Consider the following 21,486-nt stretch of genomic DNA (forward strand, 5'->3'; position numbering starts at 1 on the left):
AAAGATGCTGTAATTTGCATCTTTGTGTTATTTGTCATTTTTATAAATTAATCTATTTTTATTTTTAACTCTTGTAATGTTTTTTGTAAAGGACAGTGTTGCATTTTGATTGTTTTCAATCTTTCTTTAATATTTTCTAAACAATCACTATCATATAAATCCGTTTCATTATTATGATCACTATTTTGACAAAACATTTGTAGATGACACCCTGAATTAAAATTATTTGTAACACTATATAAAAAACTTCTTAATGCCCAAAAATGCTCCAAGGAAACATCATCAAGGTTAAAGTTACTAGGTTTAATATAATGAGCCTTTCCTTCTTTATCAATAGTAATTGGTGACCCCATAAATGAAATAAATTCCTTTAATTTTAAATTTGCACTTAATTTTCCACCTTTAATTATATCCAATAAAAAGTAAGGGTTTTCTAGTCTACATTTTAAGCTAACTGTAAGTTGATATTTAATAAACTCATGTTCAGGAATAATATCAAATTCACTTTTGGCTGGAAAGTATCCTCTGATGTATATTGAAGCTAATTGTGATAAAATATTTAATAATTGGTATCTGTCTAGTTTATTGATGTCAATTTCATTTTTTTGAGGGTATAAAATTTTAAGAATCTCCTCGTATCCTGTTAAATTAAACTGTTCTGGATATAAAGTTCTATAAATAAGATCATGATCATTTAAATTTATTTTTTGGTCTTTTAATCGTTCTAGATTTTTTATAAAGCAATTAGATGGTTCGCTGTGCATTAAAGCTAAATCACATAATATAAAAAGTGTTATTTCATCGATTTCAGTTTCGGGGAAATAATATTCCCAGACTTTATATATTAATCTATAAGGATAAAATGGTGGGGTTTTTAAATTTTCTTCTCCTATTATTTTTTCAAAAATATAAGCCATTCCTTCCATAATAGGATGTGCCCCAAATTTAAATTCTTGACTGTCTGAGGTAATAAGAGTAATTAAAGGTAGATCATACCTTTCTTTTGCATTAACATTGTTAATACTAATTTGAATATCAATAATGTTAAAATCAAGACTTATTGAACCTGTACTTCCGTTTAAATGTGAAGATATATTTATATTGTTGCGAACATCTTCTGTTAAGTAAATAGGTGTGTCGATACCCTGTTCTTTCCAATGCTTTATATAGTGTTGGTTTAACTCACTAACTCTAGCTAAATTGTTTAATCCATAAATAGTCGTAATATCTTGTATAAAATGAAAATATTCGTGTAAAAAGAGAGATTGCGTTTTACCTGGAGTATCAATTTCAAATAAATATGAATCATCAATTACTGAAATTTTAAAATAACTGGGTAAATAATGCCCTGAACCAGAACTGTAATTTATATTATCAAACATTATCGGAGTTTACTGTTCAAAAATAGATTTTTAAAATGTTATTGATAGGGAATATTTTACAATAAAATTCACTTTATCTTAACTCTAACTTCTTTGTCTAAAGATAGTAAGTATACAAATTATCTTTTTATTAAACCAATAAAAGTTGATTAATTAATCTTTTTAAATTGAAAAAATATATACTGCTTCTCAGACAATAAAATATTACAAAAATGAATTTTATTTGTATTTATTTTAAATTAAATGATTGATAATCAGTGTTAAATACTATTAGTATCGAAAATTAGCGAGAAATTCCCCAAAAATCAAAGAAAATATATTAACACAATATTCAAAAAATAGGGGTTATTTAAAATTGTTTTAAATCCTATTTTTTATTTATTAAAACCAAAATAACATCTAAAAGATTTCATTTTTTACGGCTTCCCATATTTTTATTGTATATTTTTATTTAATCTTTGCAATTCTTTTAATTTCTTTTATAATATTGAACCATGGTTCTCATGATTATATATCTGCTTAATTCTACTTTGCTTAGAGATACAATATGGATAAGAAGAATAAATTATGAATTATTCTAATAACCAATTAATTCGCCAATTAATTCTATCGCCAGGATACAACAAGATTCATAAATATAACCTTAAAGAATTAGAAGATACAGCTTAAGTTTCTAAGAATTCGAAATATAGAACATAAGAACTTACAATTTAAGCAACCGACCATAATATTAATAACACTAAATTATTAAGATAAATATGCCAGATTTAGCCAAACAATTCAATAGAGAAGAAATTATAGACGCTATCGAATATATTGAAGAAAATCAAATTGATTTAATTGGATCTACTGTACATTTATTGGAGTATAATGGCAATTTATATCCTCCTAAAGAAGTTGTTCGTTGGGCAGCTAAATTAAAGAACCTAAAGGATTGGGAAAATTATAGGCTCAGTGGAGGTGATAATACGAATGAACCCTTAAAGGCTTTGGGATTCAGTTTTACAAAGAAAGCTGACCTTAATCAGAATAACCAGTCTGTTAATAAAGCTATAATAGATCAGTACAAATTGTTAATTAGAGAAAGAGGAAACCAAGATGAACTATATAAGTTTTATTTGATTGAAGACTTTCGGAATAAATGGAATATTGATGCAGAAGACTTCACAAAAATGTTCTTGTCTATTGATTTTAAGAATTTAATTTATCATCCCATTGCATTAACTACTTTAAGAAATATAGCAAGTAAAGATCCGGAGTTCTTGCGTGAAAACATGAAAGCATTGTTTGATGAACAGATAGGACTTAATAATCGAATTGGTGCTTTTTGTTCTTCATTGAATAGCTTGTATAAGTCTTGGAATCCTAAGTTGCAAGGCGGAATTGATGAACGGACTGTTGCAACATTGATGACTTTAAATGATCCTTCAAAATATACCTTTTATAAGTGGACATTCTATAATGAATGGTGTAAGAAATTAGGGTTAAAAGCTTCTAAGACTGGAGAATGTTATATAAACTATCTAGAGAAAGTAGATGATCTAATTGATAATTATATAGTGGATGATGAAGAGTTATTACTAATTCATCAAACCTATTTGAAGGATTCGCTATTTAAAGATGAGAACTATTATATTTTGGCACAAGATATTATTTATCAAGTATTGGAACAACTTCCTAAAAGAAAGATAACCAAAGATTATAAGGTACAATTCCAAAACTGGCTTACTGCGAAAACTAAAGATACCTCCAATAAAGTCAGTTCTTACATGCAGGCTTTAATTATTTTATCTGAATTGATTAATGATGATGTTTTTAAAGTTTCTGAAAGGGAATATTTGCAGGATTTGTATAAGGACTTAGTTCAAGAACAGCGAAAAGAAAACGGTAAGTATTATTATTCAAAATCTCCTTCTTATGGCAATAATGGTTATTTCTCAGCTGCAATAAATGAGTATTTATTATTCCATTCTGAATTACTAAACCAAGAAACCTCTCTTAATTCGAAAAATATGATTGACTCTACATCATTTCCCTTAAATCAAATTTTATACGGTCCGCCGGGGACAGGGAAGACATATCATACCATCAATAAAGCAGTTGCAATAGCTAATCCTACATTTGATTTAAAACAACCTCGAGCAATTATTAAGGGTGAGTACAAACGTTTGGTTGAGGCTGGACATATTGTATTTACAACATTTCACCAATCGATGAGTTATGAGGATTTTGTTGAAGGGATTAAGCCAGTTATGGATAATGAAAGTTCTGGAGGGCAAATAAATTATGCAGTAGAGGATGGTATCTTCAAGGCTATTTGTATGCAAGCATCTTTAAAAGATGTTCAGAAAGATGACTCTATAGATTGGAGTAAAAAAGATTATTTCAAATTATCATTAGGTGGAGTTGCTAGGCCTGATGTCCATGATTATTGTTTAGATCATAATATTATTGCATTAGGTTATGGTGGTGAAAAAGATTTGTCCAATTTGTCAACTATTACAGATTGGATAGAGTTTAAAATAAAATTCTCAGAACTAAATCCCGAAGAATATAAAGAAACTACATACTCCGCTCAGGCTGCATTTACTTTTCTACGTATGAACATTGGAGATGTGGTGGTAATTAGTAAAGGCAATAAAATTGTCGATGCAATCGGAATAGTTGAAAGCAATTATTATTTTGATGATAATGTATCTATAGATTATAAGCATTTTAGAAAAGTGAAATGGCTATCTACTCGAATGAATTATAAGCCTGATTTCTTTTTAGATGTGAATATTTCTCAAATGACCATATATGAATTCTATAAACATAATATTAAAGTTGAGGCCTTTAAAGAGTTATTTAGTTCATCAAACACTATAGAAACTCCATTAAAACCTCATATACTTATCATAGATGAAATAAATCGTGGTAATGTATCTGCGATTTTTGGAGAACTAATTACACTCATTGAAGACTCAAAACGTGAAGATCAACCCGAAGCTTTAGAGGTAATTTTACCGTATAGTAAGGAAAAATTTTCTGTTCCGCCGAATTTGTATATTATCGGCACAATGAATACAGCCGACCGTTCAGTAGAAGCCTTAGATACCGCTTTGCGCAGACGTTTTGTATTTGAAGAAATGCTTCCTAATCCTGATTTGGAGGAATTGGATTATGAGGTGTACGGCTATAAGGCTTCTGCTATTTTAAAGCGTATCAATCTACGTATAGAGAAATTGGTAGATCGTGATCATTGTATTGGCCATGCCTATTTTATAGGTAAGAATGAGGAGACTATTATTGATTCCTTTTATAAAAATATTATCCCCCTACTGCAAGAATACTTTTTTGGCGATTACGGAAAGATAGGTTTGGTATTGGGCAAGGGCTTCATACGCTTGAAGCAAAGTGAATCAGCGCTGTTTGCAGACTTTAGTTATGAATATAAAGAAGATTTAGAAAGTAGGACGGTATATGAAATCATAGACTATAGAAATGGTGATATAGATACAGAAGGATTTGGTAAAGCTATTTCAGCATTAATGAATAATGGCTAGACAGGAACTTAAACATATTATCGTATTTGAGCATCAGCGCCTGTTAGTCGATCAAGAAGGAGAATATTACCTTTCAGCTGGACAACATCAGGCATTGGAGGCTTATTATGGGAATTATTCTCCTTTCTTTAACTTGATACGTAATGGGGTTCAGTTTTGTCAGTATGTAGGGGTGTTGCAGGTAGGAGACACGATTATAGAGGTATTACCGAAGGCGGATAAACTAACAGGAAAAGAAGCGGTACAGAAATGGCAGAATTTACTTATTAGTATGATTCGTACGGTGTGGGGATTTCCAGTGAAAGACGCAGGTACTTCCGATTTGAAATTGAAGCATAATTCGGTATTAGATTTATATTTCGAGTTGTTTGTGACGGAAGTAGAAAAGTTGATGCATTTGGGGCTGATAAAGAAGTATATTCGGGAGGAGCGCAATTCCACAGCTTTGAAAGGTAAACTTGCTTTTAAAAAGCATATACAGAAAAATCTGGTTCACCAAGAACGTTTTTATATTGAAACTACCACATATACGCAGCAACATGATTTGCATAGAATATTATATGCTGCATTAAAGTTGGTATCTCAATTAAATAGAAATGAATTACTGAAATCCCGTATAGGTAATTTGTTACTAAATTTCCCTGAACAGAATTCCATTAAAGTAAATCCTTCAACATTTAACCGCTTACAATACGATCGTAAATCTATCGTCTATAAGGCTGCATTAGAGATCGCAGAATTGTTGCTCTTAAATTATCATCCTGACATCAGTCATGGACGCAAAAATGTATTGGCACTTATGTTTGATATGAATGCGCTTTGGGAGCAGTTTGTTTTGTGTGTATTGCGAAGAGATTTGGTAGGATATAAAGTTAATGGTCAGGTCAGTAAAAGATTCTGGAAATCTACTGGGACTAATGAAGCATTAAGCTCATCTATGCGACCAGATATAGTACTTCTTCACAAAGAGAAAAAGTACGTGATTGTAATAGATACCAAATGGAAAAACATATATGATAGAAATCCATCCTCCGACGATTTACGTCAAATGTTTGTATACCACGAATATTTTGAAGCAAATAAGGTAGTTTTACTTTATCCAGGAGACGGGGAGTTAATAAAAGGTCAGTTTTATTCAAAAGATCAAAATGGTCTTGATGAAAAACATTGTCAATTACTTCGAATACCCGTTGATCGAGACTTTAAAATATGGAAGGATAAGATATTGAAGAAAATACAAGATTTATTAACTGAATCCGCAATCCAAGAAGATAAGTATAGATTGTTTTTCGGATAATTTGCACATAAAACAATTCCCAATAAATCACCATATTAAAAAGCCGTATCTAAACAAACTTCAAATACGGCTTTTCTTGTTTTATATCAAAAAACAAACTGTTCTTACTTCATTTTTATAAAGTACAATCTATTTCTATCTACGTTTTTGGTTAGAGGCAACATTTTCTGAGCGAAACCGCTTTTACCATTATCCACTACACCAAAATCATCATCATTGGAGATTACTAAAATATTCCCTTTAACCATGGTTAAGCCTTCTGCTTTATCGTGTGGATATACCGAAGGTAAATCCTTCAACAAATCAAAAGTTAAGGTTTTTGTAACCGGTGTAATACCAGCGGCAGTTAAACCAGCTAGATCTTTCAATTCCTCAACTGTTTTTCCATTAAACAATTTACCGGTAGCAGTATTCGCAGCATCCGAAATATCAGTCGCTTTGCTGATATCGATTTTAAACACCTTTTTAAATTGCGCTGGACTATTGGTATCACCGCCATAAAGACCATCACGCTCCAAGGTTAAGAAGGTAGTACTGCTTAATGCCAGGATTTCACTTACACCCGTAAGAGAAGCATTGTCCATCAAATAAGCATATTGTTTAGTAGCACCAGAGGCGATGTCAAACGTTAAGATACGAATCACAACAGATCCTGACATGGCAGCTGAACTTGGATTGTACATTGGCGATTGCATAATTCCTACTAAAGTTTTGCCATCAGGAGTGATGGTTAAACCTTCCATACCACGATTTGCACGACGATTGGCAAAGACAGCTGGAATTTTACGACCTCCAAATCCTGTCCCAAATGGGTTGATACGCTCGATTGTCTTACCACTTGCATCCGTATGCAAAATGTGAGGACCATATTCATCGGAAATCCAAAATGTACCATCAGCAGCAATTACCAAGCCTTCAGAATCGATACCATCTGCAGAGGCAGTTAATTGTTTTCCTGTCAAATCGAATGGAACCTCACCAGTAGATCCCATCCCTGCAGGATTCGGCAATCCGTTTAATTTAGCGCCTTTTTCATTTTTCAATTCAATTACTTGTTCCAGCACTAATTTGCCATCTTTCAATCTGAATTTACCAATTTGAGGAGCAAAATCAGCCTTCCCGATGATAATGGAATTTTTTGCTTGGCCAGCAACGTTGGAGCCACGGTCGGTCATCATGTAGAAAACCTCTGGATCGTTCGGATCAGCCGCTACAGCTGAACCGTATCCGCCGTTGTAGACTTTCACTCCATCTGCTGTGGTCATCAACACTGGTGGTGTTTCAACTTCTGCCATTTCTGGATAGTTTACTTCTTTTGGTTTGTTAGGATCTTGATCCTTGTTACAGGATGCAAATGCTGCTACTAAGGACAAAGCAGCTGTTAGTGTTAAGATTTGTTTTCTCATTAATAAAGCTTATTAAATTGGCACAAATAAAGAAGTTGAATGTGAAGCTCGTGTTAAGTGTAGGTGAAGTTTTTATCTCAATTTGAAAATCATTCTTTAAATATTTTAAGTAATAAAAATTATAAGAATTATAGATATAGTCATCTCATAGCATTAATCATCCTCAATTGATCTAGAATAGTTTCAAAATGAATCATCTAAAAAAAGACCGAATTAATATTAAATTAATTCGGTCTTTTTAGAAAATCTAAAACCTTTCCACCCTATACTTCGAGTCTCAAATCTCCCCCCTAAGATTCCCCCAAATATCTATTTCTTATGAAAGTAGCATCCCATATATTTTCACTCTCGGAGAGTTGTAAATACTGAGCGGCTTGATCAAAAACAAAATCTTCAAGATCCTCCTCTGGATCAAATATAGCTTCGCCAGATTCTTCTACTATTTCGCCTTCGCTAATAACCATGTGGCTAACTAATTCACCTTGCACATATTTATCTAAATAATAGGTATCCGACACATCCGAGATAATAAAATGAATGATTTCCAAATCGGCTGGGGGAGGATGTATACCATCCATCAAATCAAACAAGAGAAATACCCCTGAATCAGTTTGTAAAACATCAAGTCTTTCCTTCGGACGCTGACTGCTGCTAGCCTCCTCAAAATCGATCTCTTTTTCAAAAACATATTTATCCCCTAAGAGCGCCTCTAAGGTCTCCTGAGTCGGCGCACCTTTAATAACTAAACCTGCAATGTTATAACCCATAATGTTTTAGTTTATGTCCGCTATTTCTTGATAGATCTTATCCTCAGAACCAATTAACACCATTAAGTCTTTCCGTAAGGCTATTTCTAATATCTCTCGTTTTATCTTATCGATATCATCATAATCAATGTCAATGGATAAAACAGGACCATGAGGATTAAAAATTAAGTAATGACCCCAAACCATTTTGTTAGGTAATTCTGGGAATTTAGCTTTTATTTCCTCCTCTGTTTCTTTCAATATCTCGGTACATTCCAAAGCCTTCTCTTCAACATCCGATACGGCTAACCAAGTTTTACGATGAGAAGTACTAAGAAGATGTTTCTCTGCGATGCTAATGTAATACTTCATGTCAGTGTGCTTTATTTGATGATTTAAGTAAACAAACTAATCCTACCAATCCTAACCTATATTTTTTCAAAATAGCTTCCTTTTAATTGATATTTAATGCGTTTATCCGTCACCTTACCATCCGCTTGGATTAGAGGCAAACTGATAATCTTTTGTTTATTATCGTATTCAATCATTGATTTTTCCATTGGAAGGTCTGAATTGGATTCCTTCGTTTGATCAACTTCATAACCTAATTGGTTTCGGATTCCTGTTTTGGTCTTGATTAACTTCGCATTGCTGTTTAAGGATTTACCATCGATGCTAAATATCTTCATGCTATGGTAGCTCAACGCAGAACTTAACAGCGCAATTTGATAACCTAAATAGTAATCTTTATTTCCTACATGAACCACATTGACAGTTCTGAAAAACACCCCTGGATCACCTTCTTCGTTCTTGTCTTTTTCAGCCAATACTTGATTACCGGATTTATATTGAAACAGATTCTTATAAAAATGCATACTTCCTCCTGTCAGTGTATTCCAGGTATAGATCCTAAATTTTCCGTTTGGAGCAGAAGAAATATGTAATCCTTTATCTACTAAAGACTTAAAAGGATGAGGTAAGCTGGCCGCTTGTTTCGATGTAACTTGAAATAGCATCTTCTCAAAATTCTGATTTGCTGCCAATAAAGAATCGAGGGAATAATCTTGTTCACGACCTTCGCTAGCCCAATACTGGATTCTAGAAAAGGATTTCAGCAAATCCGATTCCACTGAGTTCATATTTTGAGCATACAAAACGCAAACTGTAAATACGGATAGGAGGGTAGCAATCAATTTTTTCATCTGTTCTATTTATAATTCAAACGTTCTAATTCTTTAAAATGTTTTCTAAAGTTAAAATTATTTACCTATGATTATTTTAAAAGCAGTATGTATGCCTAGATTTGGCAGCAGATGATCCATTTTGAAAGAAAATGACTGTTCAATAAGAAAAGATGATCATCAATAAGTCTGGAGAAAATGTCTATGCTGTGCTTATACATTATCCTTATCATCTCTGTATAACTGTAAAAAGGAAATTAAGCTTGAGTCTAAACGGATTTTATCCAAATAGAATTAGATACCAAATTGTACAATATTCGTCCCATTCTGTTACTTTTTAGACTATTTCTTGGATTTCACCTATTTTCAGGATTCCACTTTCTGTTGTCTTTTGTCTGTAATCACATCGTCTTTACTAGGTCTTTCCAAAGGTTTTCTTCGAGACACTTTCGGAACTCCTTCGGAACTTGTTCGGATCTCGTTCGGATCTCGTTCGGTTAGAAGCGAACGAGATCCGAACGAGGTCCATATGATATCCATATTTAATCCGATTGACTGTAAAAGGAAATTCGACCAAATATTTGCTTAAATACTAGGAATATAGTAGGAATATAGTAGGAATATTAAAAACAAAATACGTTTAACCGGAAGGGCTAAACGTATTAATTTGGGTATATTTTAAAGTTTTTAAAAAGCAGGTTAGAACCTATCTTCTTTTATTTTTTTTCGTCATTTTAGCTTTTAAGCCACTTCCGTAATTGTAATTCTTATTGTTACTATCTTTCTTTTTATGAAAAGCACCTCCTTGAGTTTCATCGATTACGACTTTTTCTTTTGGGTTTTCCGCTGGATTATAGATAATTAAATTATCCGGAAGGGGAGAAACAGGGATTTTTTTACCTAGATTCTGTTCGATTTTGCGAAGTGCAGGTAATTCCAAGTCTGTAGCAAAGGTTATTGCAAATGATTCCTCTTCATTGGTTTTAAGCACATGGCTGATAAATTCTTCCTTAGTTTCCGGGATTTCAAAATGAAAAAGGAAAGGAATACCGGCTAAATCTAAATCGCGATTATTTTCATTCGCAACGATAAGAATACGGCAATCAGGCATTTGCTTGAAGATATTGATATCTTCAATTGCTTTAATCTGCAGATTGCTTGGATTGAGTACAGCAGCTTCAGCTTTTGGTACATGTAATCGCTCTAAAAGTTTTTGTGCTGTATGTTCCGAATTAACGAATACCACTACTTTGTCAAAGACTTCTTTATCATCCATCAAATCATTGAATAAATTGATTTTGGTGGTGAAGTTAGGTACTTGATACAGCAATAGTTCATGCGTTTCGATCACTTCTTCAGCCAGTTCATCGACTTCGATGACGGTCGCAAATGGCATAAATGGATCGATCATAAGGTGTAATTTCTCATGGTCGACTGTACTAAAGCACAGGTATTGCACATCACCGCAGCTTTGCGCCAATTCGCGTACATTGGTTTGCATACCCTGCTTTACAATTTCTTCAGCATCATCAATAACGAAGGTTTGAATTCGATTCAAATTTAAGCCTAGCTTAAGGTAAACCATACGAGCACGGTTAGGCGTAGCAACCACAATATCAACACCGCGTACCAAACCTTCAATCTCCTCTTCCATGCTACCACTAGGTTTGAGCCCCATGATATGAAGTTCTTTGTTTTGGCTCACTGCATAAAAGCGGTCGATAATCTCGCTAATGCGTTCTTCATTTGGTGCCAATACCAATACCTTTGGAGCTTCGTCATCTGTATATTTTAATCGACTTAATACACCCAACACATAAGTCGTGGTTTTACCAGCACCTTCTGGCGCAATTCCAAGCACACTGTGACCACCTATAATACGGGACAATGTTTTTAATTGGAATTCCTTGGCACTATAAAACCCTAATTCCTTCATGTTAGAAAGTAGACGCTTGCTAAGTTTTAGTTTATCTAAAGACACGGCTGAATAATTATGATGAATATGAATCGACAAAGTTAATTAAAATAATACTGATGAATGATGCTATTATGGATAAAAGCTACACAACTTAGCCCTTATTCGCCACAGCTATTCATTTCTACAAATTAAAAGGAAACAAGTTTTAAATTTTAACGTTTTTAAATCATAAGTATTGGGTGGTATAATACATTGTATACAGTAATCAGGACCTCATAAAACAGAACGTAAAGGACATGAACATTACCTGAGTATTTCATATAGATGACGTTAAAAAAACAAGATTAATTATACCCGATTACAATTAGTTGTTCAAGAACTAGAAGGGAAAGCTTCGACAGTACAATGGTTATATGTTAATCCAGAGAATAGGCAATTATATGAATATGATTTTGCTAAAGATAAATTGCTATTATTTAAATAAGTAATGATTATGAATAAATTAATTAAGGCTATCTGCTTATTTAGTATATCGGCAGTAATATTTTGTAATATAAGCTGTTATGGAGGCTCTGAAGGTATGGCAATGGTAAATAAAAGTAAGGTAGAACTTCCTCGTGTAGATTCTATAATAGGTGAGGGCTTGATATATTTCAATCTGAATCATCCTTTGCCATTATTTGCAACCGAGCATGACACAGCAGCCTATGATACCTTGAAATTTGTTGAGGTAAAATCTGGCCCAAATAAGGGAAAGGGTGATTTTAAGACTTATACTTTAGGTAATCGATTGATACCTTATGAAATGAATGTCGGGGATTCCGATGTGGAGGCTAAAAGAAATGTGGAAATGGGTTTAATTCGTTTTAGGCCATATTTGATTTTCCGAGTCATCAAAAAGATGGACAATGCTATCGTTGTGTTAATCAATGAGGAGACAAAAGAAAGTAGCGTCATTAAAATTGATGATAACAATAATATTCGGGAGGAAGATAAGGATGGTATGGCATTTTTTGACCCAAATTTTGTTGATACGAAGAATGACAATTGGTTTTTCTATGAAACATGGCCACAGGCATTAATGCGTGCTTTTTTAATTTCCTTACCGAAAGACTTGCCAATTTATGATCAGCCTAATGGTAAACAAATAGCTTTAGCAAAACAGGAAACAAACTTTAGGGTTTTGGCTGTGGAAGGTAATTGGGCAAGAATCAGTAATGAACCGTACCATTATGAGGGCGATAAATTACTGGATGCTTGGGTGAAGTGGCATGATCAAGGCAAAATGAACATTCACCTTATGTTGAACGGAGGCTATGAATAAATCCTTCACTTGAAATATAAACAGCATAATAAAAGCCCAACGATTTAGCTGGGCTTTTATTTTTGAAGTACATCGCAACTAATACGATGTATTGGTTGTCAAGATTTTTCCAGTTGAAACTCCACTTTCTTTAACGACTTTTCCATTTACAAGAATTTGGCATTTTAAAGTGGAATTATCTGTTGTCCCATGAGCGTTGGCAGTTATTATAGCAATCTGCTTAACAGAGACCTCTGGACTAGTCCATTCTTTTCCAAAATCACCAGTTTTAGTAACATAGTCATCACCTTCCATATACACAATAGTGGTAATGTTTACATCATTAGATCCAATGATTTTGTACTGAACTTTTTTAGGTCCTTGAGGATCACCGTTGTCATCATCCTTACTGCAGGAACTGAAAATTAATGTTAGCGAAAATAAAGCTAACAATAGGGTGGTTAATCTTTTCATAAAATTAATAGTTTAATGTGTTTTAATTCAATGGGCAATAACTGTGCCTATTGGGTTGATAATTAGAGAGCACAAACTTTAAAAAAATATTTTAAAGCTTAATATTTATGTGATTCAATGTTATTTTCCGGATGCTAATGGTTATTCTTCGGGCTTTTATTTTCCCAAAAACTCATCTGTTTTGTTTTCGAATATACTTTGCTGAATACACCTAAGAAATTATCCTTATACCTTGATTTTAAACAAATAGACTATGAAGAAAAAAATCGAATATTTATCTTATTCTATATTGGATATTCGATATTAACAAGGATATGGATTGATATATTCTGATAATCTGAATATCTTGCTACTTTAGACTTGCATTTTCTGGAGCAGTTTCTGTTACTTAAACTTGTATTAGCATTTATTTCTTAGATGAAGTATGCAGCTAATCGAGGAGAGGATAAATTATTTTATCGATATTAAAGAAAACAGGCTTTTAGAATTACTAAAAGCCTGTCATCATTAAAACTTGTAGGTTTATCTAATCATAATGATAAATAGCAACAACTGGTAAGTGATCAGAAGCATATTGATTGTTTAAAGCTACTCCGGATACTAGTGTATATACCTTTCTTGCTAGTTGATTACTCGCCATAAAATCAATGGCTTTTGTTGGATTTCTTACAGGGAATGATTTTGCACAAGTACTCATGCAAGATAAAGTATACTCTTCCTTAAGTTTGATCATCTCTGTACTATTGGGTTCTGCATTATAATCACCACCAATCATTAGCGGTTGGTTTAAGGATTTGCTTAATCCGATTAAATGCTCAGCTTGAGCAGTTCTATTAGGAACATTTAAATCCAAATGAGTCGAGGCAAATGTGAGTGTTTTGTTATTTGGCAAGGTTACAGTTGCCATTGCTACACTTCTTTGCTCACCAGCAGTAGGCATAGGTAAACTTTCGCGTTTTTTATTGGAAAGTGGATATTTACTCAATATAGCTACGCCGTATTCACCTCCATTATAATCAATGGATTTGGAAAAATAATAATGCATATCCAAAAGCTTAGCTAATTCTTCTGCTTGGTTAACTTTTCCAGACCTTGGTACATTTACGTCTACCTCCTGTAATGCTACAAGTTCAGCTCCAGAATTACGTATTACTGCAGCAATATTGGACAGGTTAACTACATCAGATCCTTCAGGAGCACCATGGTGTATGTTATAGGTCATAGTTACAAGCTTTTTCTTTTCACTTGGTTTAGGAGTGTCTGGTTCAGCATTATTATCACCACAAGCTGTGAACCCAATAAAAGAGAAAAGTGCTAGGAATAGAAATCTTTGAATCATATCTGTTATTCTTTTAATTTTAGTCTAAATTCTGCTACCATTGGTAGAAAGTTATTGGCTGATTTTGGAAAAGTGCCATAGTTTATGATACTTAAATTGCTTTCCTTGTCTCTAAACATAATGTAATCATATACACCGTTTGGAGCAGCTTTAGGCGCATTCCAGGCACATCCAGTACCTAAACATCCAAAAGTAAAACTTCCTTTAAGATAACCTATAACAGGGCCATTTGCGCTTTCTTGTTCATTTAAGTTTCCTACCAAAATAGTCGGAGCTGTTAAACGATCTGTTATATTAATTAAATCGACAACTTGAACTGCACGGTTATCGGCCACTGAAGGATCTAATTCTGTACCGGCAAAATAGACTTCATTACCAGCACTAATTTCTGCCTTTAACATGGCGATACTCCTTAATTCGGCATTATTACCTTCGATTCGACTTAAATGCTTTCCAAAAGTTTCTTTAATTGGGAATTTAGAAAGCACCGCATTGCCAAATCCCCCTGTTTGGTAATCAATATTCTTTTTGAAGAAAGATGTCATTCCTAATGCATCAGCAAGTGCTTTTGGACGATCAATTTTGGATGATCGGTTAGTAGCACTATCTACCTGCCTTAGAAAAACAAAATCTGGATTGTATTCTTTGATATAGTCTTTCATTACATCAAAGTTGGCAGCTGTTGTTCCAATATTCATGTTGATGGACATGACTTTAAATGTAGTTGTAGGACCGTCATCTTCACCTCCAGTATCAGGTTCTGGTTTATAAGGAGTAATACTCCAATCTCCTGGATCGTAAGATTTTTGGCATGATGAGATTCCAATATAGAGGAATAAACACATTAAGCTATATATAATTTTTTTCATGACTTATTAATAATTTGGATTTTGCACCATATTTGGATTCGCAATTATTTCGTTTTCAGGAATTGGCCAAAGGAATTCCCTGTTTTTACGGTATGTACGATTTTGTACTCGGACAACTTCACCATTTGTAGGATTCGTAGCACCATAAACCTCACCGTTCATGACAGTTTCTTCAATTCCCCATCGTCTTATATCAAAATATCGACCTCCTTCAAATGCTAGTTCTGCTTGTCTCTCTCTACGGATTAATTCACGCATCTTTGCTTGGCTATTATACAGTCCTGTATTTACTGCTGGCATAGTTGCACGGGCTCTAACTTCATTGATTGCTGCTATCGCCTCAGCATTACTCCATTGATCTGTTTCAATCATGGCCTCAGCATAATTCAATAAGATCTCGGCATATCTGATAATCATAAAATCCAATGTTCCACTTTTTGATTGTCTATCTCGTACGTCAATGTACTTTTTGATCCAGTATCCCGTGGCAGTGGATTTGTTTTCTCCAATTTTGTCACTCGGATTATAAAATGGATCTAATTTATAAGTGCCTTGAAACATTTCATTTGGAATAAATACGGATGCAGCTAATCGAGGGTCTCTATTGTTTTTGTAGTTTGGATTCTTCTGATAAATTAATGTAGAATCCCTACCAAGTTCGGCAAGTGTTTTTCCTTGCTTGGTTTCAAAATTATTTACAATAGTATTTGTAGGGGAGAGGTAAGTTTCACCACCAACTCCAAAAGGAGCAAAACTTGTCCAAGCATTGGAACAGCCGTTTTCTTTAAAGAATATCCTTTCATCGTTTAACTCACCAGCATAGCTAAAAAGTTCACTGAAGCTAGCGGCTTTATTTGAATTATTTACCCAAAGTTTATACAATTTTGAGTCGATAACCTTTTTGGAAGCCATTTTGGTCAACTCATAATCTTTATTGAATAATCCAATTCTAGATAGTAATGACCAACAGATTCCAGAAGTTATTCTAAACCTGTCTGCATTTACATAACTTGGAGGTAGTTTGTCAGCACATTCCTTCAATTCATTTACAATGAATTCATAAACTTTGGCCTGTTCAGTTCTAGTAGACTGGTTCTCAGTAGGTGTTAATGATTTAGTTAGCAGCGGAATATCGCCATAGAGCATCATTAACTCCATATGATAATAGGCCCTTAATGCTCGCGCTTCTAACTTCATTCGATCTTTTAGATTAGCATCAAAGTATGCTTTGTCGATATTTTCTAGGAAACGATTTGCTCTTCTTATACAGGTATAGTCATCTGCCCACAAAGAATTTGAAATGCCCCATCTGCTAGATGCTAATCCTCTAGTAAAACTATCGTACTCACCCTTAAAGTCGCCACGGTGTACTGCTTCATCAGTCAAACCAGAATAGTACATAATATTTCTACCTGAACTTCCACCTGGAATACCGGCATAAACTGTTCCTAATGCATTATATGCATCAGTTTCTGTTTTCCACCATAGATCATCTGTTATTCCAGATGGACTATCTTGGGTAAGGAATTGCTCGCAAGAACTATTTAATATTCCAGCGGCTAATAAGCTATATATTAAAAATTTATATTTCATAAGGCTAAAAATTAAAAGTTTGCAGATACCCCAACTGTAAATACCCGCATAACACCGTAAGTCCAAGAACCACCTTGTGACTCTGGATCAGCCAATTTTACTTTAGTAAATAGGAATGGGTTTTGCACGTTTGTATAAATTCGAGCATTCTTTACTCCATATTTATTAATGAAACCATTATTTAAACGGTAACCTGCTTGAATAAATTTAACCCGCAAATAACTTGCGTCAAATAACCAGAAGTCACTAACCAATATATTGTTTTGAGGAATTGATAATAGTCTTGGATAAATAGCATCTTGGTTATTCTCTCTCCAGCTATTAGCTGCACGATAGGTCGTTGGAATACCACCAGATGCACTTTGGTTTAAAGGGTGCCATAGGTAACCTGCTGACTTTCCACCTAAGTTGGCAGAATAATCATGATTGCCAGCTCCTTGAAGTAAAAATTCTAAATCAAAATTCTTATATGAAAAATTGAAATTAGCAAAATAGTTTAACCGTGGAGTAGGGTCACCAATAATTTGCTGGTCTTTATCATTAATAATACCGTTATTATCTAAATCAACATATTTGATATCTCCAGGCCCTTGACCCGGTAATACAGGTACTTTTGCGGTTATTTTATCATCTTCGAAATCGGTGAATTGGAGAATACCATCTGTCACATATCCATATTGACTACTAATAGGATAGTTAACTTCATTAATGGTTATTCCGGAGCGGTATGGACCTCCAACCAATTCTGTGATTTTATTCTTGTTATAAGTAACACCAGGCTTAATTCCAAAATGGAAATTTTCACCTACTCGATCATTATAGTTTAATGAAATTTCCCAACCTTTATTACTCACATTTCCTGCGTTGATTGGTGCCGAACCTATTGCTCCTGAAGGTGCTACAGAAGGTTTCAATAATACATCAGTAGTTTTTTTGTCGTAATAATCAAAGGTTAATCCTAGTTTGCTATTGAAAAGAGCTAAGTCTAATCCAATATCTAAAATGTTTACTTTTTCCCAAGAAATATTTGGATTGCCCCAAACAGATTCTGTTCCATTGCTTGCATTGATTAGGTTCTGATATAAATATAAACCTATATTTTCATTTCCTAATTGACCATAAGAAGCACGGATTTTAAAGTTGTTAATTGCATCAATCTTGAAAAATTTCTCATTATGAACATTCCAACCGAATGCTACAGATGGGAAGTAACCAAATTTATTTCCAGGACCAAATTTGGATGAGCCATCGGCACGAAAGGAAAGTTCAGCAAGATATCGATCATCGTAAGCATAGTTGAGTTTGGCATAACTAGAAACTAAGGTAGAAACGTTCCAATATCCATTATTGAATTTTTCCATGGAAAAACCACCCATCGCATAAATATTATGAAGACCAAATGATTTTGAATAATCTAATGCTCCACTTAAATAGAAGTAAGTATCTCTTAATTGTGAATAAGAGTCTCTTTGAACAGCCCAAGTCTGCACCAATTCTTTTGAATGATAATCAAAGAAATAATAATTATCTCTTTTTTGTTTGTATACGTCAGAATTTAAGCGGTAACTAAATTGTCCTCTAAAATTTAGGTTATCTGTAATAGACCATTTCGGTTGTAAGTTGATGGTAGCTTGATCATATTGGTATCCAATAGTACCACCAACTTCTGCATAAGCTAATGGGTTAACAATATCTGCGTACCTGCCATAGATAGTAGGCCAGCCTTCTTCTTTTGGATATTTTGGAAGGACAGTTGGTGGAAGCCTATATAGGTCATCAAGCATACGGCTTCCTCCATTACTAATTTGTCTATTCGGATATAGCGTATTTCTCCTAATTCCAAGGACATCGAGATTGACTAGGAATTTTTTAGATAATGAAACGGATGTGTTTGCACGAATATTGAAACGATCCATTTCATTTAAAGGAAGCATACCTTTTTGATTCATGTAATTTCCTGTAATGGCAAATCGTGCAACATCATTACCACCGCTGATTGATAGGGAGTGGGAGGTAAGTGGACTATATTTATCTAAAAGTACATCCGTCCAATTGGTGTTTGGATAGTTAATTGGGTCTTCCCCTGAAGCAGTTTTTTCAATCTGTTCATCCGTGTATAGTGGCTGATTTCCTGAGGCTAGTTGTGCATAATTATACATTTGCATATAGGTAGGTGCATCAACAAATTCAGGTAAAATAGTAGGGTTCTGTTGGCCATAATAACCATCATAAAGGATATTTATCTGTCCAGCTTTACCACGTTTGGTAGTTACCAATATGACACCATTGGCAGCTCTTGCACCATAGATTGCAGCAGCAGCAGCATCTTTTAATATAGTTACACTTTCAACTGTAACCGGATCGATGTGGTTCATATCCATTGGTACCCCATCAACAAGAACTAGCGGGTCCGAATTATTTAAAGTAGAGATACCGCGTATTTTAATGCTTGCTGCATCACCACCGGGTAAACCAGATCCTTGTTGGACTTGTAAACCAGTAACACCTCCTTGTAATGATTGGGTTAGGTTTGTGATTGGCTTACCTTCAATATTGGATTTCACATCTAAGCTGGCAACAGAACTAGCAATATGTTTCCTTTGCATTTCCGTCATACCAACTACAACTACTTCATCCAAATCTGACACATCTTCACTAAGGGAAACTGTTAGGTTATTTTCATTTTTTCCAACTAGGATTTCTTTTTTGTGGTAACCTACAGTTGAAAAAACTAAATAACTGTTTTTTTCAACCTCGATTGAATAATAACCAGCTTCATCTGTTGTACCTAATGTAGCACCATCTTTTTTGGATATCGAAACACCCGATAAAGCTATTGGTGGCTCCTGAGAATTAAAAACACGTCCCTTGATGGATATTTTTTCTTGTTGTTTACTTACAATAACTGTAGGTTCGTTAATCCTTCCTGAAGGAATAATGGTTATTTGTCCTTCGGACTCTCGGAATGTAAGGTTGTGTTTTTTTAATTCCCTTGCTAATAATTCTTTAAATTCAATATTCTTACTGTTTACACTGACACGTTTGTTTGATACTAATTGATCAGAATAAAGTAAAGCAACATCTACTTGATTTTGAATGCGTTCTAAAAATTGTTTAAGTGGTGCATTCTCCAATTTGATACTTATGCGTTGGGAAAATGCAGAGGCACTTAAAGTAAGTAAGATCCCTGTTAATGCTAATGTTCCAATTTTCATACTGTATACGAATTTTGATGGAAGTCGCCATCGAGCGGAGAACCTTTGTTCCGCCTGTTTTTTTTTCATAATTTTGTTAGATTAAATTGTGTAAACGATTTATTTTAAATTGAATAAGGAGGAGGTGCAACTCCTCTTTATTATTATTTCTTCATAGTCTTATTTTTTTCGAATCCAAACCTCCTTTTCTTTTTGAATAATTTCATAATCTCTTAACTCATATATACTTTGTAAAGATGATTTTATATCAACATCGATGTTTAAACGGCCAGAATAATCAGTTTTAAGAGTTAATAATTGTTTTTCTGCATGAATTACGACATTGTAAACACGTTCTAAATTCCTGATGAGTTCAGGGAGTGACAGTTGATCCAATTGTAGTTGTTTTTTAGTCCACAATATATCTGCCCCGATAGCCTGTCTGTTTATGGTTAATTTTTTGTTTTTATGATCGAAGTTTATTCTTTCACCAGGTTTCATTAAAATACTTTCAAAGGAGCCAGACATACTCGTCAGACTAATTGAACCAGTTAATAATTCTACTGCAGTTTTTTCATCTAATTCATAGGAATTGACATTGAAACTGGTGCCAAGTACTTGAATGCTTGTTTCTGAGGTTCTAACAGTAAAACTATTTCCGTTATGAACGACATCAAAATAGCCCTCACCGTTTAAATAAACTTCTCTGGATCCAACTTGCATCTGATTTTTATAGGTCAAATAAGAGCCAGCATTTAACCACACTGTGGAATTATCAGGAAGACGGAACTCTTGTCTTTTACCGTATGGCACATATATCGTTACATAGGTGTTTTGAGGATTGTTAGGTTCAATTATTTGATCTAAAGTCATCAAGCTATCCTTATATTCTTGAATTTCATTGACTTCTTTTCTATCTAAATTAGGATCTAAGGTTATGAGTTGAATATTATTGTTTTCCTTTATAGCCTTTTTATGTAGTTCAGCAACTTCAATAATAGTTAATGCCTCTGTTTTTGATTTAAAATGATGAAATAAAAGAAAGGAAGTTAAAACTAAAGAAGCAGCAATTGCAGTTATACGGTATAACTTTCTTTTGCTTTTTTTCTTTTTGCTTGAAAGGATGGACTTCAATAGCATAGATTTTTCATCCTCATTTAATGAGGGCTTTGAATCTAGTTTGAATATACGTCTATATGGTTCTTTATTTTTATGCACAATATTGCCTTTATATATAAA

Annotated in this window: 16 protein-coding genes; 3 read left to right on the plus strand and 13 right to left on the minus strand. The window is 33.8% G+C overall.

Translation table 11 applies throughout. The annotated features are described in order from the left end of the window. Positions 1 to 47: 47 nt before the first annotated feature. Complete coding sequence (locus ACP6L2_RS03940; protein ID WP_440507995.1) at positions 48 to 1,382, minus strand: hypothetical protein; 1,335 nt, start codon at positions 1,380 to 1,382, stop codon at positions 48 to 50. Positions 1,383 to 2,140: 758 nt separating this feature from the next. Here ACP6L2_RS03940 and ACP6L2_RS03945 point away from each other — a divergent pair. Both ACP6L2_RS03945 and ACP6L2_RS03950 read left to right on the plus strand, forming a co-directional pair. Beyond that, entirely contained in the window at positions 2,141 to 4,927 is a 2,787-nt protein-coding gene (locus ACP6L2_RS03945; RefSeq protein WP_440507996.1) for an AAA family ATPase, read from the plus strand. Continuing rightward, positions 4,920 to 6,224: an McrC family protein gene (locus tag ACP6L2_RS03950; RefSeq protein ID WP_440507997.1), complete on the plus strand. Its 1,305-nt coding sequence runs from the start codon at positions 4,920 to 4,922 to the stop codon at positions 6,222 to 6,224. Before ACP6L2_RS03945 ends, ACP6L2_RS03950 begins: the two co-directional genes overlap by 8 nt. Positions 6,225 to 6,328: 104 nt before the next feature. On the opposite strand, the gene ACP6L2_RS03955 is transcribed toward ACP6L2_RS03950, so the two are convergent. The 6 genes from ACP6L2_RS03955 to ACP6L2_RS03980 form a co-directional block, all read right to left on the minus strand. After that, positions 6,329 to 7,630, minus strand: a complete 1,302-nt coding sequence (locus ACP6L2_RS03955) for an esterase-like activity of phytase family protein (RefSeq protein ID WP_440507998.1) — start codon at positions 7,628 to 7,630, stop codon at positions 6,329 to 6,331. Between the two features lie 290 nt (positions 7,631 to 7,920). Next, positions 7,921 to 8,397, minus strand: coding sequence for a hypothetical protein (locus ACP6L2_RS03960; protein WP_440507999.1), 477 nt, complete (start codon positions 8,395 to 8,397; stop codon positions 7,921 to 7,923). Positions 8,398 to 8,403: 6 nt separating this feature from the next. Next, positions 8,404 to 8,748, minus strand: a complete 345-nt coding sequence (locus ACP6L2_RS03965; protein WP_440508000.1) for a hypothetical protein — start codon at positions 8,746 to 8,748, stop codon at positions 8,404 to 8,406. A gap of 56 nt (positions 8,749 to 8,804) precedes the next feature. After that, the gene (locus ACP6L2_RS03970) at positions 8,805 to 9,578 is read right to left on the minus strand and encodes a hypothetical protein (protein WP_440508001.1); all 774 of its coding nucleotides are present in this window, start codon (positions 9,576 to 9,578) and stop codon (positions 8,805 to 8,807) included. Positions 9,579 to 9,923: 345 nt separating this feature from the next. Next, the gene (locus ACP6L2_RS03975) at positions 9,924 to 10,097 is read right to left on the minus strand and encodes a hypothetical protein (RefSeq protein WP_440508002.1); all 174 of its coding nucleotides are present in this window, start codon (positions 10,095 to 10,097) and stop codon (positions 9,924 to 9,926) included. A 166-nt stretch (positions 10,098 to 10,263) separates the two neighbouring features. Beyond that, positions 10,264 to 11,493: a DEAD/DEAH box helicase gene (locus ACP6L2_RS03980; protein ID WP_440508003.1), complete on the minus strand. Its 1,230-nt coding sequence runs from the start codon at positions 11,491 to 11,493 to the stop codon at positions 10,264 to 10,266. A 475-nt stretch (positions 11,494 to 11,968) separates the two neighbouring features. Between ACP6L2_RS03980 and ACP6L2_RS03985 the strand changes: the two genes are divergently transcribed. Then, the gene (locus tag ACP6L2_RS03985) at positions 11,969 to 12,799 is read left to right on the plus strand and encodes a hypothetical protein (RefSeq protein WP_440508004.1); all 831 of its coding nucleotides are present in this window, start codon (positions 11,969 to 11,971) and stop codon (positions 12,797 to 12,799) included. Between the two features lie 78 nt (positions 12,800 to 12,877). Here ACP6L2_RS03985 and ACP6L2_RS03990 read toward each other — a convergent pair whose 3' ends face one another. The 6 genes from ACP6L2_RS03990 to ACP6L2_RS04015 all read right to left on the minus strand — a co-directional run bounded on the left by ACP6L2_RS03990 (position 12,878) and on the right by ACP6L2_RS04015 (position 21,465). Beyond that, positions 12,878 to 13,252, minus strand: coding sequence for an MmpS family transport accessory protein (locus tag ACP6L2_RS03990; protein WP_440508005.1), 375 nt, complete (start codon positions 13,250 to 13,252; stop codon positions 12,878 to 12,880). Between the two features lie 526 nt (positions 13,253 to 13,778). Further along, on the minus strand, positions 13,779 to 14,591 hold the full coding sequence (locus ACP6L2_RS03995) for an endonuclease/exonuclease/phosphatase family protein (protein ID WP_440508006.1): 813 nt from the start codon (positions 14,589 to 14,591) through the stop codon (positions 13,779 to 13,781). 5 nt (positions 14,592 to 14,596) lie between these two features. After that, entirely contained in the window at positions 14,597 to 15,460 is an 864-nt protein-coding gene (locus tag ACP6L2_RS04000; RefSeq protein ID WP_440508007.1) for an endonuclease/exonuclease/phosphatase family protein, read from the minus strand. Between the two features lie 6 nt (positions 15,461 to 15,466). After that, a complete protein-coding gene (locus ACP6L2_RS04005; RefSeq protein WP_440508008.1) occupies positions 15,467 to 17,053 on the minus strand; it encodes a RagB/SusD family nutrient uptake outer membrane protein in 1,587 nt (528 codons plus the stop codon). 11 nt (positions 17,054 to 17,064) lie between these two features. Then, positions 17,065 to 20,337, minus strand: a complete 3,273-nt coding sequence (locus ACP6L2_RS04010) for a TonB-dependent receptor (protein ID WP_440508009.1) — start codon at positions 20,335 to 20,337, stop codon at positions 17,065 to 17,067. Positions 20,338 to 20,427: 90 nt separating this feature from the next. Next, positions 20,428 to 21,465 (minus strand): FecR family protein, encoded by a 1,038-nt coding sequence (locus tag ACP6L2_RS04015; RefSeq protein WP_440508010.1) that lies wholly within the window; start codon positions 21,463 to 21,465, stop codon positions 20,428 to 20,430. Positions 21,466 to 21,486 lie beyond the last annotated feature (21 nt).

The sequence above is a fragment of the Sphingobacterium lactis genome, from assembly GCF_051951495.1.
Lineage (GTDB): Bacteria > Bacteroidota > Bacteroidia > Sphingobacteriales > Sphingobacteriaceae > Sphingobacterium > Sphingobacterium lactis_A.

What these genes read in the sequence shown, in the direction of transcription:
- ACP6L2_RS03940 (WP_440507995.1), bottom strand. Translation starts at nt 1,382, where the DNA reads ATGTTTGATAATATAAATTACAGTTCTGGTTCAGGGCATTATTTACCC.
- ACP6L2_RS04010 (WP_440508009.1), bottom strand. Translation starts at nt 20,337, where the DNA reads ATGAAAAAAAAACAGGCGGAACAAAGGTTCTCCGCTCGATGGCGACTT.
- ACP6L2_RS03945 (WP_440507996.1), top strand. Translation starts at nt 2,141, where the DNA reads ATGCCAGATTTAGCCAAACAATTCAATAGAGAAGAAATTATAGACGCT.
- ACP6L2_RS04000 (WP_440508007.1), bottom strand. Translation starts at nt 15,460, where the DNA reads ATGAAAAAAATTATATATAGCTTAATGTGTTTATTCCTCTATATTGGA.
- ACP6L2_RS04005 (WP_440508008.1), bottom strand. Translation starts at nt 17,053, where the DNA reads ATGAAATATAAATTTTTAATATATAGCTTATTAGCCGCTGGAATATTA.
- ACP6L2_RS03975 (WP_440508002.1), bottom strand. Translation starts at nt 10,097, where the DNA reads ATGGATATCATATGGACCTCGTTCGGATCTCGTTCGCTTCTAACCGAA.
- ACP6L2_RS03965 (WP_440508000.1), bottom strand. Translation starts at nt 8,748, where the DNA reads ATGAAGTATTACATTAGCATCGCAGAGAAACATCTTCTTAGTACTTCT.
- ACP6L2_RS03970 (WP_440508001.1), bottom strand. Translation starts at nt 9,578, where the DNA reads ATGAAAAAATTGATTGCTACCCTCCTATCCGTATTTACAGTTTGCGTT.
- ACP6L2_RS03960 (WP_440507999.1), bottom strand. Translation starts at nt 8,397, where the DNA reads ATGGGTTATAACATTGCAGGTTTAGTTATTAAAGGTGCGCCGACTCAG.
- ACP6L2_RS03955 (WP_440507998.1), bottom strand. Translation starts at nt 7,630, where the DNA reads ATGAGAAAACAAATCTTAACACTAACAGCTGCTTTGTCCTTAGTAGCA.
- ACP6L2_RS03950 (WP_440507997.1), top strand. Translation starts at nt 4,920, where the DNA reads ATGGCTAGACAGGAACTTAAACATATTATCGTATTTGAGCATCAGCGC.
- ACP6L2_RS03985 (WP_440508004.1), top strand. Translation starts at nt 11,969, where the DNA reads ATGAATAAATTAATTAAGGCTATCTGCTTATTTAGTATATCGGCAGTA.
- ACP6L2_RS03980 (WP_440508003.1), bottom strand. Translation starts at nt 11,493, where the DNA reads ATGAAGGAATTAGGGTTTTATAGTGCCAAGGAATTCCAATTAAAAACA.
- ACP6L2_RS03995 (WP_440508006.1), bottom strand. Translation starts at nt 14,591, where the DNA reads ATGATTCAAAGATTTCTATTCCTAGCACTTTTCTCTTTTATTGGGTTC.
- ACP6L2_RS03990 (WP_440508005.1), bottom strand. Translation starts at nt 13,252, where the DNA reads ATGAAAAGATTAACCACCCTATTGTTAGCTTTATTTTCGCTAACATTA.